This window comes from Nonomuraea sp. CX421 (genome assembly GCF_059358955.1).
On sequence record NZ_JCADBK010000003.1, the window covers coordinates 213,393 to 229,904 of the forward strand.

General features: G+C 70.2%; 17 protein-coding genes. 8 read left to right on the plus strand and 9 right to left on the minus strand.

Going from position 1 to position 16,512, the window contains the following annotated elements:
* Positions 1 to 12: 12 nt before the first annotated feature.
* From AC5L3X_RS06925 to AC5L3X_RS06940, 4 genes are all read right to left on the minus strand, one after another.
* A complete protein-coding gene (locus tag AC5L3X_RS06925) occupies positions 13 to 582 on the minus strand; it encodes a TetR/AcrR family transcriptional regulator (protein ID WP_225262846.1) in 570 nt (189 codons plus the stop codon).
* A gap of 124 nt (positions 583 to 706) precedes the next feature.
* On the minus strand, positions 707 to 2,443 hold the full coding sequence (locus AC5L3X_RS06930; protein ID WP_494855828.1) for an SDR family oxidoreductase: 1,737 nt from the start codon (positions 2,441 to 2,443) through the stop codon (positions 707 to 709).
* A 41-nt stretch (positions 2,444 to 2,484) separates the two neighbouring features.
* On the minus strand, positions 2,485 to 3,561 hold the full coding sequence (locus AC5L3X_RS06935) for a CapA family protein (RefSeq protein WP_494855830.1): 1,077 nt from the start codon (positions 3,559 to 3,561) through the stop codon (positions 2,485 to 2,487).
* 83 nt (positions 3,562 to 3,644) lie between these two features.
* On the minus strand, positions 3,645 to 4,469 hold the full coding sequence (locus AC5L3X_RS06940; RefSeq protein WP_494855831.1) for a helix-turn-helix transcriptional regulator: 825 nt from the start codon (positions 4,467 to 4,469) through the stop codon (positions 3,645 to 3,647).
* A 109-nt stretch (positions 4,470 to 4,578) separates the two neighbouring features.
* On the opposite strand from AC5L3X_RS06940, the gene AC5L3X_RS06945 reads away from it, so the two are divergent.
* A complete protein-coding gene (locus tag AC5L3X_RS06945; RefSeq protein WP_189124870.1) occupies positions 4,579 to 5,985 on the plus strand; it encodes an MFS transporter in 1,407 nt (468 codons plus the stop codon).
* Positions 5,986 to 6,281: 296 nt separating this feature from the next.
* On the opposite strand, the gene AC5L3X_RS06950 is transcribed toward AC5L3X_RS06945, so the two are convergent.
* Both AC5L3X_RS06950 and AC5L3X_RS06955 read right to left on the minus strand, forming a co-directional pair.
* Complete coding sequence (locus AC5L3X_RS06950) at positions 6,282 to 6,506, minus strand: DUF397 domain-containing protein (RefSeq protein ID WP_189124869.1); 225 nt, start codon at positions 6,504 to 6,506, stop codon at positions 6,282 to 6,284.
* Positions 6,507 to 6,560: 54 nt separating this feature from the next.
* On the minus strand, positions 6,561 to 7,424 hold the full coding sequence (locus AC5L3X_RS06955; protein WP_494855833.1) for a helix-turn-helix domain-containing protein: 864 nt from the start codon (positions 7,422 to 7,424) through the stop codon (positions 6,561 to 6,563).
* Positions 7,425 to 8,229: 805 nt separating this feature from the next.
* Here AC5L3X_RS06955 and AC5L3X_RS06960 point away from each other — a divergent pair.
* The 6 genes from AC5L3X_RS06960 to AC5L3X_RS06985 all read left to right on the plus strand — a co-directional run bounded on the left by AC5L3X_RS06960 (position 8,230) and on the right by AC5L3X_RS06985 (position 13,777).
* A complete protein-coding gene (locus tag AC5L3X_RS06960) occupies positions 8,230 to 8,361 on the plus strand; it encodes a hypothetical protein (RefSeq protein ID WP_263647933.1) in 132 nt (43 codons plus the stop codon).
* A 1-nt stretch (position 8,362) separates the two neighbouring features.
* Positions 8,363 to 9,028: a hypothetical protein gene (locus AC5L3X_RS06965; protein WP_494855835.1), complete on the plus strand. Its 666-nt coding sequence runs from the start codon at positions 8,363 to 8,365 to the stop codon at positions 9,026 to 9,028.
* A 136-nt stretch (positions 9,029 to 9,164) separates the two neighbouring features.
* Complete coding sequence (locus tag AC5L3X_RS06970) at positions 9,165 to 11,354, plus strand: molybdopterin-dependent oxidoreductase (RefSeq protein ID WP_494855837.1); 2,190 nt, start codon at positions 9,165 to 9,167, stop codon at positions 11,352 to 11,354.
* Between the two features lies 1 nt (position 11,355).
* Positions 11,356 to 11,967: an HD domain-containing protein gene (locus AC5L3X_RS06975; protein ID WP_494855838.1), complete on the plus strand. Its 612-nt coding sequence runs from the start codon at positions 11,356 to 11,358 to the stop codon at positions 11,965 to 11,967.
* A 63-nt stretch (positions 11,968 to 12,030) separates the two neighbouring features.
* The gene (locus tag AC5L3X_RS06980; RefSeq protein ID WP_494855839.1) at positions 12,031 to 12,909 is read left to right on the plus strand and encodes a Rieske 2Fe-2S domain-containing protein; all 879 of its coding nucleotides are present in this window, start codon (positions 12,031 to 12,033) and stop codon (positions 12,907 to 12,909) included.
* A 28-nt stretch (positions 12,910 to 12,937) separates the two neighbouring features.
* A complete protein-coding gene (locus tag AC5L3X_RS06985; protein ID WP_494855840.1) occupies positions 12,938 to 13,777 on the plus strand; it encodes an NAD(P)H-binding protein in 840 nt (279 codons plus the stop codon).
* 26 nt (positions 13,778 to 13,803) lie between these two features.
* On the opposite strand, the gene AC5L3X_RS06990 is transcribed toward AC5L3X_RS06985, so the two are convergent.
* From AC5L3X_RS06990 to AC5L3X_RS07000, 3 genes are all read right to left on the minus strand, one after another.
* Positions 13,804 to 14,028, minus strand: a complete 225-nt coding sequence (locus AC5L3X_RS06990; protein WP_189124861.1) for a DUF8836 family protein — start codon at positions 14,026 to 14,028, stop codon at positions 13,804 to 13,806.
* Positions 14,029 to 14,058: 30 nt separating this feature from the next.
* Positions 14,059 to 14,814 carry a sulfite exporter TauE/SafE family protein gene (locus tag AC5L3X_RS06995; protein WP_494855842.1) on the minus strand — a complete coding sequence of 252 codons (756 nt, stop codon included), beginning with the start codon at positions 14,812 to 14,814 and terminating at the stop codon, positions 14,059 to 14,061.
* A 76-nt stretch (positions 14,815 to 14,890) separates the two neighbouring features.
* Positions 14,891 to 15,679, minus strand: coding sequence for an ABC transporter ATP-binding protein (locus AC5L3X_RS07000; RefSeq protein ID WP_494855843.1), 789 nt, complete (start codon positions 15,677 to 15,679; stop codon positions 14,891 to 14,893).
* Between the two features lie 69 nt (positions 15,680 to 15,748).
* Between AC5L3X_RS07000 and AC5L3X_RS07005 the strand changes: the two genes are divergently transcribed.
* A complete protein-coding gene (locus tag AC5L3X_RS07005; RefSeq protein ID WP_494855844.1) occupies positions 15,749 to 16,468 on the plus strand; it encodes an Rv1486c family protein in 720 nt (239 codons plus the stop codon).
* Positions 16,469 to 16,512: the final 44 nt, after the last annotated feature.

The window sequence follows — 16,512 nt, forward strand, 5'->3', positions numbered from 1 at the left end:
CCCGCGTCGGCCCTAGGCGGGAGTGGGCGACCAGGCCTTGAGCTGGCGCGACAGGAAGCCCCGGATGAGCTGCTTGGCCGCCTCGATGATCTCGGGCGAACCCTCGGGCAGACGCCGGAACGCCAGCTTGAGGACCGCGTCGCCGGCCTCGACGGCCACCAGCACGGCCACGTCGAGCTCATGGCTGTCGGCCAGCCCGAACTCACGGAGCAGCAGCCCGCGCAGCCGCCCGGCGATCACCGTGTTGTTGTCGGAGTCGGAGTCGAGCAGGTTGAGGTCGACCACGTCGCCGAAGTGCAGGCTCTTGAAACCTGGAACGCTCCGATGCATCGCGACGTACTCGTCGATGATCGCGTCGACCGCCTCCCACCAGCCGTCGTAGTCCTCGTCGAGGAACCTGCGGCCGACCCGGGAGACGAACAACTCGACGTTGCGCCGGGTCAGCTCCTGGGTGATCGCCCGTTTGTCGGGAAAGAACTGGTAGACCGACCCGATCGCGACACCGGCCCGGTCCGCGATGCGAGTGGTCGAGAGCGCTTCGTAGCCGATCTCGTCGAGAAGCTCGGCGCAGGCGTCGAGCATCCGCTCGACACGACGCGCGCTACGGCGCTGCGTGGGCCGCCGTCGTAACGGCTGGCGCTGCGAACAGTCTTCGTCAATCTGGGGGGACGGCACGAATTCCATCCTCCCCCCATCGGGGCGATCGTTACCGGTCAATGGGCTTATTTCTCCGGGAGACCGCTCTCTCAGAAACACCGGACAACCGGGCCAGTCCCCGCATCGCGCCCGGGGAGATCCTGGACAGCGCGTAGCCGATCTTCCCCTCGGCGTTGACCGGGACGACGGGCTGGTCACGGTGCACGGCGCGGAGGATATGCGCGGCGACCCGCTCGGGCGGATAGCCACGGCGCTCCAGCCCGCGTTCGGCGGCCTCACGCAGGTCGTCGTCGCCGACGAACGTGGCGTTGTGGGCGATGCGGGTGGACACGAAGCCGGGGCAGATCGCGCTCACGCCGATGCCCTTGCCGGCGAGCTCGGCCCGGAGACAGTCGCTGAGCATCTTCACCGCCGCCTTGGAGGTGGAGTAGGCGGGCAGCAGCCTCGACGGGGCGAACGCGGCGAGCGAGGCGATGTTGACGATGTGACCGCCCTCTCCGCGCTCGACCATCTGCGCGGCGAACAGGCGGCAGCCGTGGACGACGCCCCACAGGTTGACGTCGATGGTCCGGCGCCAGTCCTCGACCGAGTGGTCCAGGAAACCGCCGCTGACCGCGATCCCCGCGTTGTTCACCACAATGTCCGGCACGCCGTACTCAGTCTGGATATTTCGTGCGAAGTCCTCCATCTGTGCGGCGTCGGCCACGTCGACCCGTACGGCGTGCGCCGTACCCGCGAGGTCCTTGGCGATGCCGTCGGCGGTGCGCGCCGCCGCCTCGGCGTCGAGATCGGCGCAGACCACCTCGGCCCCGTGCGCCGCGAAGGCCCGCGCGGTGGCGCGGCCGATCCCGCTGCCCGCGCCGGTGATCACCACCAGCCGATCCTGGAACGCCCGGCGCCCCTCCTCCACCAGCGCGGCGCGCAGACTCCTCGCGGCCGGGCCGCCATCAGTGTGCTCGGCGAACTCGGCGATCATCCGGGCGACCACGGCGGGGTGGCTGCGCTGCGCCCAGTGCCCGGCGGCGATCCGGCGATGCCAGAACCTCCGCACCCCCCGCCCGAGCCAGGCCACCAGGCCCGGCGACACGAACCGGTCGCGGGTGGCGTCGATCAGCTGGACCGGCACGCCGATGTCCGGCTCGGCCTCGCCTGACCGGTCGCCGATGTTGCGCCGGTAGAGCCAGAGCCCGTTGGCGGCGTCCTTCTCCAGCGTGGGCGCGGGATGGCCGGGGCGGGGCTGGACGCCGTCGAGCCGCAGGGTGCGCTCCAGCAGGCCGGGCATGACCGTACGCCAGGCCAGTTCGGGCAGGTAGGGGGTCTGGAACGCGCCGATGTACCACGACCTGGCGAGCTGCCCGGCCACGTCGCGCCGCCTGCCGCGCCGGACGAAGCTCGTCGTCTGGGCGACGCCCGGGCCGCCGAAGCCGGTGAAGGAGATGAGCCGGTCGCGCAGGCCGGGCCTGGCCACCGCGTCCCAGCCCTGCACCGAGCCCCAGTCGTGGCCGACGAGGTGCACGGCGGGCTTGCCGATCGCGTCGAGCACGGCCACCAGGTCGGCCGCCAGGTGGTCGAGGGTGTAGTGGCCGTTGTCGCGCGGGGCGCCCGAGTCGCCGGCGCCGCGCACGTCGTACCGCACCACATGGAAACGGTCGCGCAGCAGCTCGGCCACCTCGTCCCAGACGCGATGCGTGTCCGGATAGCCGTGGATCAGCAGGATCGTGGGATCGTCCGGATCGCCTTCCTCGAAGACCGCCAGTCGCACGTCACCGGATTCGATCCATCGCATCGCGACCTCCTATTGGACGACTCGTCCAAACATAGAGCGGGTCAGGGGCGCGAGGCCAGACCGGTGCAGGAACGCAGCGCCTTCCAGTCGGCCACCGCCTGGGTGCGGGCCGAGCCGGTCATCGGCACCGGCAGGCCGCCCTGGATGGTGGCCGGGGTCCAGCTGTCCTTGAGCACCTTGCGGCCGTTGATGGTGAGGGTCAGCACGCCGGTGCGGCCGGTGGTGGCGGGGTTGGAGTTGTAGAAGACGAAGTTGCCCAGGCCGTAGCTGATGTAGGCGTTGCCCAGGTATCCGGCGCCGAGCAGGATGTGCGCGTGGCCGCCGACCACCACGTCGGCGCCCGCCTTGACCAGCTTGGGGGCGAGCGAGAGCTGCGCCGGGTTGGGGCATTTCTGCATCTCGGTGCCCCAGTGCAGGTGCACGATCACGGTGTCGGAGTTCTTGCGCGCCTGGCGCACCGCCTTCAGCAGGCGGTCCTCGTTCTTGGCCGAGGCGAGCCCGCCCTTCTCGCCGCCGGCCGTCCACGAGGCGATGAACTCCGCGTCGAGCACCTGGGTCGCCCCGATGATCGACACCCGGTTGCCGTTGACGACCTTGCGGTACGGCTTGTACGCCTCGGCCTCGTCCTTGCCGATGCCCACCACCGGGAACCTGGACCGCTTGATGGCCGCCAGCGAGTCGGCCAGCCCGGTCTCCATGTAGTCCATGCCGTGGTTGTTGGCCATCGACACCACGTCCACGCCGGCGGCCTTGAGCGCGGTGAACGCGCTGGCCGGCGCCCGGAAGGTGTACTGCTTGCCCGGTGCCGGAGTGCCGCCCGTGGTGATCGCGGTCTCCAGGTTGATCATGGACAGGTCGGCCTTGCGCAGGACCTGCGCGATCGGCCCCAGCGCCGTGCGCGGGTCGTTCAGCCGGGGCCGCAGCATCCCCTCGAAGTGCACGTCGCCACCGAACGAGATCGTGAACGGCCGGCGCACGGGCGACGGCTTGGCCGAGGCGGTCGTGGGCTTCTCGACCACCTCCTGGCTCTGTGGCTCCGACTGGGCCGCGGAGCACGCGGAGGCCGCGGTGAGGGCGCCGACGACGGCCACGGCGAGGAGGGCACGGGGGAGTCTCACTTGTTGGCACTTCCGCTCGATCCAGACGTTCAGCCCACGAGCATGCCATGTGCGACCGGTTTGTGCGCGGTGCGGTGCGGCTGCTAGCCGGCGGCCATGAGCCACTCGACGGCGGCCCGGCTCTCCTCCCCGAGCGGCGTGTAGATCACCAGCCGGGTCTCGGGCGCCGACGCCAGGTCGAAGCTGGTGATGCGGAAGCCGATCTCACCCAGCGCCTCGTGCTTGAACCTCTTGTCCCGCGGCCCGCGCTCGGCCACGTCCTGGCGTGCCCAGAGCCTGGCGAACTCGGCGCTCTCCGCGCTGAGCCGCCGGACGAAGTCCTGCCAGCCGGGATCGTCGGAGTGGCGGCTGTAGGCGCCCCGGAAGATCGCCACCGCCCGCGACAGATCCTGGTCGCGGTCGGCCAGGGTCGCCGACATCCTGGGGTTGACGCAGCCCTGCCACAGGGTGTTGCGCTCGCCCTCCGGGGCCGCGACGACCTCGGGGAAGAGCGCGCCGTAGGCGGTGTTCCAGGACAGCACGTCGCAGCGGCTGTTGGCCAGGCAGGCGGGCAGGGGGTCAAGCCGGTCGAGGATCTCCCGCATCTCGGGGGTCACCCGGGTCACGTCGGCCGTGAGCGCGGTCTCCGGCTGGCCTGCCAGCCGGTAGAGGTGCTGCCGCTCCACGGGGTCGAGGCGGAGCGTGCGCGCGACGGCGTCGAGCACCTGGGTGCTGGCGTTGATCGGGCGGCCCTGCTCCAGCCACGTGTACCAGGTCACGCCCACCCCGGCGAGCTGCGCCACCTCCTCGCGGCGCAGGCCGGGGGTGCGCCTGCGCGGGCCCGGCGGCAGATCGACCATCTCGGGTGTGATCCGCTCGCGACGGCTGCGCAGGAAGGCCGCCAGGTCCGAACGCCGAGCTTCTGTCACGGTCACCACTCCACTGTGGAGGCACCCGGAACCGGTTAGCCAGGTAGCACCAGTACCAGTATAAATGGGCTCTCGTTACTGGTATCAGATGGGCCTCATGCTAGAGGTCATGACGCGTGCCATCGCCGTTTCCACCACTCCGGTCATCCCGCCGGAGCGGACCCGGGCCAGCGGCCTGCTCCTGACGGTGATCCTCGTCGGGCAGTTCCTGGCCATCCTGAACGTCAACATCGTCAACGTGGCCACCCCCACCATCGAGGCCGACCTGCGCTCATCCGGCGCCGCGCTGCAGATGATCGTGGCCGGCTACACCATCGTCTACGCCGTCCTGCTGATCACCGGGGCCAGGCTCGGCGACCTGTTCGGCTATCGCAACGCCTTCCTCGGCGGCCTGGCCCTGTTCACCCTCATGACGCTGGGCGCGGGACTGGCGGCCTCGACGGGCTGGCTGATCGGGTTCCGCTTCGGGCAGGGCGCCGGCGCCGCGCTGATGATGCCCCAGGTGCTCACCCTGATCCAGCGCAACTACCACGGCGCGGCCCGGGGCCGGGCGATCGCCCTGTGGTCCGCGGTGGTGAGCGGCGGCATCGTAGCCGGTCAGGCGCTCGGCGGCATCCTGCTGGGGTTCGGCGCCGGCTGGCGGGTCGTGTTCCTGGTCGTGGTGCCGATCGGCGCGCTGTTACTGATCGCCGGTGTCAGGGCGCTGCCCGCCGACGACGAGCGCGGCCAGGGCGGGCTCGACCCATGGGGCCTGATCAGCCTGTCGGCCGCGGTGCTGCTGCTCGTGGTGCCGCTCGTGCTGGGCCGGGATCTGGGCTGGCCGCCGTGGGGCTGGGTCTCGATGGGCCTGAGCGTCGTGGTCTTCGGGGTCTTCGTCGCCGTCGAACGCCGCGTGACCGCCCGCGGCGGGCGGCCCCTGATCAGCGCCGGCGTGCTGCGCGCCCCGGGTATGCGGCCAGGTCTCGGCGTGCTGCTCTTCGGGCCGGCGACCTGGGGCGCCTTCCTCTTCACCTCGGCCCTGCACCTGCAGAACGACCTCCACCTGTCGCCGCTGGCCTCGGGCATGATGATGATCCCCTGCGCGCTCGCCTTCGCCGTCGTCGGGCTCGGCTGGCCCCGCCTGCCCGCTCGTCAGCAGCGCACGCTGGTGCCCTTCGGATACGTGGTGGCCGCCCCCGCCTATCTCGGCCTCGGCCTCGCCGACGGCGGCGGGGTGGCGTACGCGCTGATGAGCGCGCTGATCGGCGCCGGGCTCGGCGTGCAGGTGGCGGTGACGAACATCGCGACCGCCCAGGTGGACGACGCCCACGCCGCCGACGCGAGCGGCGCGCTGCTCACCGTGATCCAGCTCGGCCAGGTCATCGGGGTGTCCACGGTGGGCACCCTGTTCATCTCCCACCAGGGCACCGGCTCGGCCACGATGCTGACCGCCGCCGCCCTCGCGGGCCTGGCCGTCCTCGCCGGCACCTGCTCCCTCTTCCTGGTACGGCGCCGCCGCCCGGCGGAACGTGGATGACCTCTTGGGCCGAAGGACCCGCGGGCGTACGGCTTCGCGAGCGCACGGAGACGTCAGGCCGTCGTCCCGCTCGTGGGTCTCGAAACCCGAGCCGTCCTGCCGCGCTCGGCGCTGCGGCGGCGGTCGTCGGTGGGCTGGCTGAGTGTTTTCCGTTCCGTGCCAGGGAAAGGGCAATTCAGAGGTTGATCATCATGGTCGGTCCTGTGCCATGATGTGCAAGTCTTCCGCCCGTCAAAGAGCTGGAGCGTCAGAGCGGCCCTGCGTGTGTTGTGCCAGCAACCAGCCAGGGCCGTTCTTTATGCGCTGGCGGCGAGCGCGGCCAGGTCGAACTCACCATCGCGGACACCCGCGGTGAAGGCGGCCCATTCGGCGGGCGTGAAGACCAGGACGGGGCCGTCCTCGGTCTTGCTGTCCTTGAGAGCGACATTGCCGTCCGCGAGTGGAGCGACTTCAACGCACGCCGAAGCGCCGTTGCAGAAGCTACTCCTCCGCCAAGCCGCCATCTTCGAGTCGGTGTACATTTTCTCCCCAAATGGGTAAAGGGGCGCCATTGCCCCTTGTGGAAGTCTTCGTCTCTAACGCCGCCAGAGCATGGCCTTGCGCTGGATGAGCACGCGAGACTCGTCCTCATCGAGCGCCTCCGACCTGATGTGGTCGAAGGCCGTCTCGTATCCAGCCACCAGCCCGAGGTCTTCGACGAAGTGTGCGCTGTACAGCTGTTCTAGATATACAACATCGTCGAACGCCACGAACTTCAGATGGATGAAGGCACCCGTGTTGACCGGGTGAAGCGAGTCGAGCGTCAGCACGCGCACGCTGACGTGTGGCAGCAGAGAAATCTCCAGGAGATGCTCCATCTGCTCACGCATCACCGACGGCTCGCCGAAGCGGCGCATCAGCGCCGACTCGTCGAGCACGACGTTCAGCTCGGACGGATCGGCCTTGCTGAGGACCCGCCGCTGCCGGTCGAGGCGGGCCTCGACGCGGCTGCGGACACCACTGTGCGTGATGCGCGCGATGCCACGGGTGGCCAGGATGACCTCCCGCGCGTAATCCTCGGTCTGGAGGAGACCCGGCACAATCTGTGGTTCCCAACTGCGTTGGACCGTGGCCTCCGCCTCCAACCCCAGGAGTTTTGTGTACTCCTCAGGCAGAGAGTCTTCGTAATCTTCCCACCAGCCACGCTGATCCGCATCCCGCAACAGGCCGAAGAGTTCGTCAAGCTTGCCGCCGTCGACCTGGTAGAGCTCGCCCATCGCCTTGATGTCCTCGGCGCTGGGCATCGTCTTCGCCGCCTCGATGCGACTCACCTTGCTGGGAGACCAGCCGAGCTCTCGCGCAGCCTTGGCCCCCGTCAGCTTCTGCCGCTCTCGGAGAAGGCGCAACTCCTGCCCCAGTCGGAGCCTTCGGACAGTCGGGCTGCCCTGCTGCGATGGCACCGTCCACTCTCCTCGTCGGGAAGGAAGGTGTAGCCGGAAAGGACCGTTTGAACTCCGGCCACCTGGGCCGTTCATCCAATCTTACACTGCAACTTGCATGTGTAGTGCCACTCAGGCTTGCCATAAGGCTTTCACGGAGAGACGGTAGGAGGCAAGCAAGCTTCTCTCGGGGGACGGGGACGGGGCGACGATTTCTTGCACCCTCACGAGCCACAGGCGTTCCCGAGAGTTCGCGTGCAAGTTGCACATGTAGATGCATAGCAAATCGGCGAGCAATGCACGAAGAAATTTAAATCTTCTCTTGCTCAAAGTATTGCGGCATCACGGCGACGGGGAGACGATCGTGCGCAGGAGGAACCCGATCGACGAGGAGGCCGGGGTTGACCGGACGGCCGAGCACCCGGGGGATTCCGTCCACGTGCACGCGCGGCCTCGCGGGCCGCTCCATCGGCAACGTCGCCGTCCCGGATTTGTATCTCGACCCCAGGGAGGCCGTCTGCCGGAGGGATCCCGCCACCACCTGACGAATCGCCGCGACCATCGCTCGGTCGAGCATCGCCGTCCAGCATCGCGATCGAGCACCGGAATCACCATGGAAAAGCCGGACCGAGGCCGACCACCGATCGCCGCATAAGGGCTGCCACCCTGCGACGACGCCGGTCGTAAGCCATCAGTCCGGCGAAAGAAGCCACCTCGAATAATGCCGCGAAAGGGGTCTTCTATGTACTCACAAGGTACCAAGGGACTCAGTCGAATCAAGTCCCGGATCCGGGAACTCATCGCGTGGGCGGATCGAGAGATCTGCATGGAGCCGGACGAGTTCGCCTTCCGGCGAGACTGGACCGTCTCGAAGTCCGGATTCGGCGCCCGCACCTATCGGGATCCCCGATTCGACCAGCTCAGGGTCATGCCGAGAGTGCCAGAGGAGGTGTCGTGAGATGCCGAGGAACCCACGGAACCAGATGTACCCGGCCAACGAGGACCTGCCCGCCGCCGGCCGCGGGAGCCTGCCGGCCAGACTGTGGCGGATCCGCACCGAGCTGCTGCTGACCGCCGCGCTCGGCCTGCTCACCTTCACCTTCCTGAGCGCGGCGCAGCACGGCCACTGGATGCCGTTCATCGTGCTGACCAGCGCGATCTCGGTGCCGGCCGCGACCCGGGCGGGCCGCAACTGGGTGACGGCGCACATCTGGTGCGTGGTCTCCAGACACCGCCTGCAGCGCACCTGCCTGGAGACCACGATGCACACCCGGTCGGGCCGGATTCCGCTGGTGCTCTGGATCACGCCGACCCGTACGGGCGAGAAGGCACTGATCCTGACCAGGGCCGGCATCTCGGCCGCGGAGTTCGAGGCGTACGCCGAGGAGATCGCGGCGGCCTGCTGGGCCAGGACCGTCAACGTCTACAAGCACCGCGCCTGGGCGCACCTGGTGGTCGTCGAGATCGTCCGGCGTGACGAGATCCCGGGTGCCGTCTCCCCCGGGCTCGACCGGTTCTACGGTCGCCGAGCCTGGATCTCGATGCGACCCGACGTCGAGGAGCCGCCTGATCTGCTGACGCTGCCCGAGTTGTCCAGAAAGCTCGCGCTGCCGCGGGTCGGCTGATCGGCCGGCGCCCCCTGGCCGGCTGACCGGCCGGGCGGCCCGCCGGCCAAGCCCCGGAGACCGCGGGGGCTCCGGGGCTTCCGCATGCGCGCCGTACGAGACAAGATGAGTTCAACTTCCGAACTCAGGAGTCGTGATGACGTCGACCGTTCACCGGACCTGTCCCCTGTGCGAGGCCGTCTGCGGCCTGACGCTCACCCTCGACGAGGGCGGGCACGTCACGAGCGTCCGGGGAGACGGCGATGACCCGTTCAGCAAGGGGTTCATCTGCCCGAAGGGCGCCAGTCTCGGCCGCCTCGACGAGGACCCCGACCGGCTGCGCAAGCCGTTGATCAGGGACGGCGAGCAGTGGCGAGAGGCCGGCTGGGACGAGGCGTTCGCCGCCGTCGAGCAGGGCCTCAAAGCGGTCACCGAGCGGCACGGCCGCGAGTCCGTCGCCGTCTATCTGGGCAACCCCAGCGCCCACACCATGGCCGGCGCCCTCTACGCCGGGCCGATGATCAAGTCGCTCGGCACCCGCAACATCTTCTCCGCGAGCACGTCCGACCAGATGCCCAAGCACGTGGCCAGCGGACTGATGTTCGGCCACCCGCTCGCCATCCCGGTGCCCGACCTCGACCGGACCGACTACCTGCTCATGCTCGGCGCCAACCCGCTGGAGTCCAACGGCTCACTCTGCACCGCGCCCGACTTCCCCGGCAGGCTCAAGGCGCTGCGCGCGCGGGGCGGCCGGCTGGTCGTGGTCGACCCGCGCCGCACCCGCACCGCCGCGCTCGGCGACGAGCACGTGTTCGTCCGGCCGGGCACCGACGCCTACCTGCTGTTCGGCCTGGTGAACACGCTGTTCGCCGAGGATCTGGTCCGGCTCTCGCACGAGGTCAACGGGCTCGACGAGGTGCGCGAGGCGGCCAAGCACTTCCCGCCGGACGTGGTGGCCCGGCACACGGGCGTGCCCGCCGAGGTGATCGTACGGCTCGCGCGAGAGCTGGCCGGGGCGCGCCGGGCCGCTGTCTACGCCCGGATCGGCACCTGTACGGCCGAGTTCGGCACGCTGGCCCAGTGGCTGGTCGACGTGCTGAACGTGCTGACCGGCAACCTTGACCGGCCGGGCGGCGTCATGTTCCCCAAGTCGGCCACGGAGTCCGGCGGCAGGCGCAGGCCGTACACGGTGGGGCGGTGGCGGAGCCGCGTCAGAGGGCTGCCGGAGGCCAACGGCGAGCTGCCCGTGGCGACGCTCGCCGACGAGATCGAGACGCCGGGAGACGGGCAGATCAGGATGCTCGTCACCGTGGCGGGCAACCCGGTGCTGTCGGCCCCCAACGGGCCGCGGCTCGACACGGCCTTCGCCGGGCTCGACTTCATGGTCTGCGTCGACCCCTACCTGAACGAGACGACCCGGCACGCCCACGTCATCCTGCCGCCGCCGCGCGTGCTGCAGTCGGGGCACTACGACTTCGCGCTGCTCGGGTTCGCGGTGCGCAACTACACCCGTTACTCGCCGCCGGCGCTGCCGCTGGACGGGCGGCCGTCCGAGGCGCGGATCCTGTCCAGGCTGGCCATGATCGCGTCGGGGCTGGAGGGCGATCTCGACGAGTTCGTCATCGGCCAGACGCTGGCCAAGGCCGTGGACACCCCCGGATCGGGCGTCGAGGGACGCGACGTGGCCGAGCTGCGGGCCGCGCTCGACGGCGAGTCGGGGACGGAGCGCAGGCTCGACCTCATGCTCAGGCTCGGCCCCTACGGCGAGTGGTCCGGCGGCGGCGACCTGTCGCTGCGTAAGCTGCTCGACAACCCGCACGGGCTGGACCTCGGGCCGTTGGAGCCCCGGTTGCCCGAGGTGCTGAAGACCGCCTCGGGCCTGATCGAGCTCGCCCCGCCTCAGCTCGTCGAGGACGTCGAACGGCTGCGCGCCGGGCTGGAGCGAGAGCCGGCGGAGATCGTGCTGATCGGGCGGCGGCACCTGCGGTCCAACAACAGCTGGATGCACAACGTCGGGCCGCTGGTGGGCGGCAGCAACAGGTGCACGCTGCAGATCAACCCGGCCGACGTGGCCAGGCTCGCGCTCGACGGCGAGGCCGTGGTGCGCTCGGCCAAGGGCGAGCTCAGGGTGCCGATCGAGCCGACCGACACGATCATGCCCGGCGTCGTCTCCCTGCCCCACGGCTGGGGGCACGCGGGCAGCGCTCAGTCGGTGGCCGCCGAGCACGCCGGGGTCAACGCGAATGCCTTGACCGATGAGACCACTATCGATGTTCCGTCCGGAAACGCGGTGTTCAACGGGGTTCCGGTCACGATTTCGCCCACTGCTGTGATCATCGCGCATTAGGGTGTCGCGCGTGACTATCGCACCAGCAGAGGACCGCCTGACCGCCCAGATCGCCTTCGCCGTCGAGATCGACAAGTTGAAGCGGGTCATCCGCCGCAACCTGCTGATGGACGGCTCGCGACGGGAGAACGACGCAGAGCACTCCTGGTACGTGGCCATGCTCGCGATGATCTTCGGGGAGCACGCTCCACCCGGCACCGACCTCCAGCGGGTCACGGCCATGCTGCTGGTGCACGACCTGGTCGAGATCGACGCGGGCGACACCTTCATCTACGATCCGGTCGCGGTGGCCGCCCAGGCCGAGGCCGAGCGGGCCGCCGCCGACCGGATCTTCAGCCTGCTGCCCGCCGGCCAGGCCGAGCCGATGCGCGCGCTGTGGGAGGAGTTCGAGGCCCGTGAGACGCCGGAGGCGAGGTTCGCCAGGGCGCTCGACCGGTTCGCGCCGATCCTGGCCAACCACAACACCGAAGGCGGGACGTGGCCGCTGTTCAAGGTGACGGCCACGCAGGTCGAGGAGAAGGTCCGGCTCATCGCCGAGGGGTCGCCGTCACTCGGCGCGTACGCCCAGGAGCTGGTACGACTCTCCGTCACCAGGGGACACCTATCCGAATGACCCCCTTACCCCCGGGGTAGGTGACTTGTCGTGAAAGAGACAGTACGACCGAGACGTAAGCAAATGCACGGTTTCACGGGACCGGTCGATCTCGCCGTACGGCTTGAGAAGTCCACGGTCATGGACAAACCCATCAAGTCGCTGGCCACGGCCGTACGCGGCAAGCTGCGACCCGGGAAGCTGCGGGACCTGCTGCACGGCGTGCCCACGGGCAAGCCGCTGCACCCGCCGCTGGCCACGATCAGCCTCGGCTGCTGGTTCTCCGCCGCCGTGCTCGACCTCACTTCCATCGATCCCCGGGCCGCGCGGCTCCTGCTGACCGTGGGCATCGGCAACGCGCTGCCCACAGCCGCCGCCGGGCTGACCGACTGGTCGTCTCTGCACCGCGAGCAGCAGCGGGTGGGATTCGTGCACATGCTGGCAAATGTGACCGCACTCGGGCTGTTCACCGCCTCGGTGCTGTCACGCGTGTCAGGGCGGGAGCGCGCCGGACGCGTGCTGTCCTTCGCCGGCCTCGCCGTGGGCGGCCTCGGAGCCTACCTCGGCGGCCACCTGGCCTACCGGCTGGCGGCGGGCGCCAACCACGCCCCGCAGGTGACCCATCTGGTGCCGCTGGGCTGGCATGACCTGTGCATGCTCAACGACCTGCCGCAGGGCCGGCCGGTCGCCCGGCGGCTCGGCTACATCCAGCTCTTCGTGCTCCGGCACGGCGACGGCGTCACCGTGCTCGCGGACCGCTGCCCGCACCTGGCGGGCCCGCTCCACCAGGGCCGACTCGTCGTGGAGGACGGTGAGGTGTGCGTGGTCTGCCCCTGGCACGGCAGCACGTTCCGGCTGGACGACGGCGCGGTGGAGCACGGGCCGGCGACCGCGCCCGCGCCCGTCTTCGAGACGCGCATCCGCAAGGACGGCATGATCCAGGTCCGCCCGAGCTTGACCTGAACTTTACTTGAGGTCCTACGGTCGGCTCATGAGCAAGATTCTGCTGACCGGGGCGACCGGCAACGTCGGCAAGCACGTCGCCAACCAGCTCGCCGGCGCCGGACTCGACGTCCGGGCGCTGGTCCGTGACCCCTCCAGAGCCACCCTTCCCGCCGGGATCGAGGCGATCCGCGGCGACCTGACGGCGCCTGACACCCTGGGCCCGGCGCTGAAGGACGTGGAGACCGTCTTCCTGGTCTGGCCGGGCTTCTCCGCCGAGACGGCCTCGGCCGTGGTGAAGGCCATCGCCGGACAGGCGCGCCGCATCGTCTACCTGTCGGCGGACGTGGCGGACCTCCGGGAGGACGAGCAGTCCACGATCTTCCACCAGGACGTCGAACGGCTCATCCGGAAGAGCGGGCTGACGTGGACGTTCCTGCGGCCCTGCGGCTTCGCGACCAACACGCTCGGGTGGGCCGACCAGATCCGCCAGGGCGTGGTGCGCTGGCCGTACGGGGAGGCCTCGCGGTCGTTGATCCACGAGAAGGACATCGCGGCGGTGGCCGCGCACGTGCTCACCTCGGCCGGGCACGGCGGCGCGGCGTACGTGCTCAGCGGGCCGGAGCGGCTGACGCAGGCCGAGCAGGTGCGCGTCATCGGCGAGGTCGTGGGGCGCGAGGTGCGCTGGGAGGATCTGCCGCCGGAGGTCGCCCGTGAGGAGTTGCTGGCGGCATGGGGTGACGCGACGTTCGTGGACGGCGCCCTGCGGGGGTGGGCGTCGTTCGTGACCGAGCCGGAGAAGGTCACCGACACCGTGCGGACACTGCTCGGCCGGCCCGCGCTGACCTTCCGCCAGTGGGCGGAGGACCACGCGGCCGACTTCCGCTGAGCACGGGGGCGACAGCGCCCGGGCACTCAGCCCGGGTGCTCGTCCGCCGGATGTTCCACCAGGGCGAGGATGCGGCTCGACATGAACCGGGCGGTGCGTACAGCGGTGCCGCTCCGGGTGACCTCGCTCACCTCGACCAGCCCTCGCCGCGTGGCCACCTCGACGCGGCGGCCCGCGCGGGTGGCGATGACCTCGTAGGTGCGCGGGGTGCCGCCCGCATCGATGACGATCTCCACCCAATCACCCTTCATGTACGGATTTATACCCGCAATGCCCGGCATTTATCCGTACACCAGTTTGATAATCGCCAGTACACCGACCACCACGATCACGCCACGCAGGACCGGCGCCGGAACCCGGCGCCCCACCTTGGCCCCCACGAACCCGCCCACGATGGCCCCCAGGGCCACCGCCAGCACCGCCCACCAGTCGACCTCGGCGATCAGGACGAACAGCACCGCCGCGACACCGTTGACGATCAGCGCCAGCACGTTCTTGGCGGCGTTGACCCGCTGAATGCCGTCACTGAGGAAGCTGCCGAGCAGCCCGATCAGCAGCACACCCTGGGCGGCGCCGAAGTAGCCACCGTAGATCCCCGAGGCGAACACGCCCAGCAGGAGCAGCACCCCGCCGTCGGGATGGGCGTGCTCGCGCCGTGCCGACAGCCAGACGTTGAGCTTGGGCTGCACCACCACCAGCACGCAGGCCACACCGATCAGCACCGGAACGACCACCTGGAACACGCCCGGGTCGAGGTAGAGCAGCAGGATCCCGCCGATGACCGAACCCAGCGCGGAGACCACACCCATCCGGATCAGCCGGTCGCGCTGCCCGGCGAGCTCCCGCCGGTAGCCGTAGGCGCCGGTGAAGGAGCCCGGCACCAGGCCGATGGTGTTGGACACGTTGGCGACCACCGGTTCGACCCCTACGGCCACCAGGGTGGGAAACGTGATCAGCGACCCCGAGCCGACGATCGCGTTGATCGCGCCGGCCGCCACTCCCGCCGCACAGACCGCGACCGTCTCCCACAGCATCATCCGCACGAGCCTAGAGGGAACACCGCCGCACGATCACAGCGGGTGGCCAGGGAACCCTGGATCCAAGAGAAGGGATCTAGTAGGCGCGGGCGTACCAGCGGCCCTCGCCGCTCCGGTCGAGCGTGAGCGGCACCCCGAACGTGTGCGACAGGTTTTCGGCGGTCATCACGTGATCGAGCGGCCCCTGCGCCACCACCGAGCCGTTGCGCAGCAGCAGCCCGTGGGTGAAGCCGCTCGGCACCTCCTCCACATGGTGCGTGACCAGCACCAGCGTGGGCGAGCGGTAGTCGCCGGCGAGCGCCGTCAGGCGGCGCACCAGGTCTTCGCGACCCCCCAGGTCGAGCCCGGCGGCGGGCTCGTCGAGCAGCAGCATCTCGGGGTCGGGCATCAGCGCGCGGGCGATCTGCACGCGTTTGCGCTCGCCCTCGGACAGCGTGCCGAACCGGCGGCGGATCAGATGGGCCGCCCCCAGCATGTCGATCAGCTCAACGGCCCTGGTGACGTCGTTGGAGTCGTACTCCTCGGTCCAGCGGCCCATGATCCCGTAGGAGGCGGTCAGCACCAGGTCGATGACCTTCTCCTCCGCCGAGATGCGCTCGGCCAGCGACGAGCTCGCCAGCCCGATGCGCGGCCGCAGCTCGAACACGTCGGCCTGCCCCAGCCGCTCGCCCAGCACCTCGACGACGCCTTCGCTCGGATACAGCAGCGTGGCCGCGACCTGCAACAAGGTGGTCTTGCCCGCGCCGTTGGGCCCGATCACGACCCAGCGCTCATCCTCGTTGACCGTCCAGTCGATGCCGCGCAGCAGAGCCGCTCCGTCACGCCTGACGGCGACGTCCTGGAGCCGCAGCACCTGACCACCCATCCCGGATCCCTCCCTTTGGAGAACGCTCGTGGACAAACCTATTGCAGGGCGAGCGCATATCGTGGATCGGTGCGCCCTGAATCACCTGTCTCAGCCATCCTGGTCGCCTGGGGCAACGCCTGGTTGTCCGGCCACGCCGGGCTCGACGAGGCCGCCGACCACGTCGAAAAGATCTCCGGCCCCACCGTCGTGGGTGAGGTGCCGCTCCGTGCCCACCTCGCCGAGCTACGGGCCGACGGCCTGCGCGAGCTCCGGCTGGCGCTGCCCGCGCCCGGCGACCCGCTCGGGCTCTCCGGGCCTCCGGTGTTCAACTCGGCCGCCGTCGACGCGGGCCAGGCGGTGATCGCCGTGCTCGCCGACCGGTGCCTCGGCCTCGTCCCCTCCCCCGACCTGCGCGGCTCCTCCTACGTGGGCGTCCGCCTCACCGTGCACGACTCGGGCCCCGTACGTCCCGACCTGCCGTCGGTCGCCGAGGCCGAGCAGCAGCTGGCAGCCGCGATGCGGGCGGCCACCGAGGCCCTCGGCTCGGTCGACGGCCCCGCGCAGGGCCGCCCCGACCGGCTCGCCCACGCCGACGGCACCCTCGCGCCCGGTTACCCCGCCCGGGCCCACCGGGTCTCCGCGCTGGCCACCCGGCTGGCCGCGGTGCTGCGCCTGGCCGACGAGAGAGGGCTCACCTCCGGGCAGATCGCCGTACGCGGCACCGCCCTGCGCGACCTCGACCACGCCGTGCGACAGGCCATCGTGGCCGCCCACCACGCGATCTTCGAGCCGGTCCGCGAACCCTGACCGGTCCGGCGTCGGCCACGTCCCACCCAGCCGGGCGCGACCCC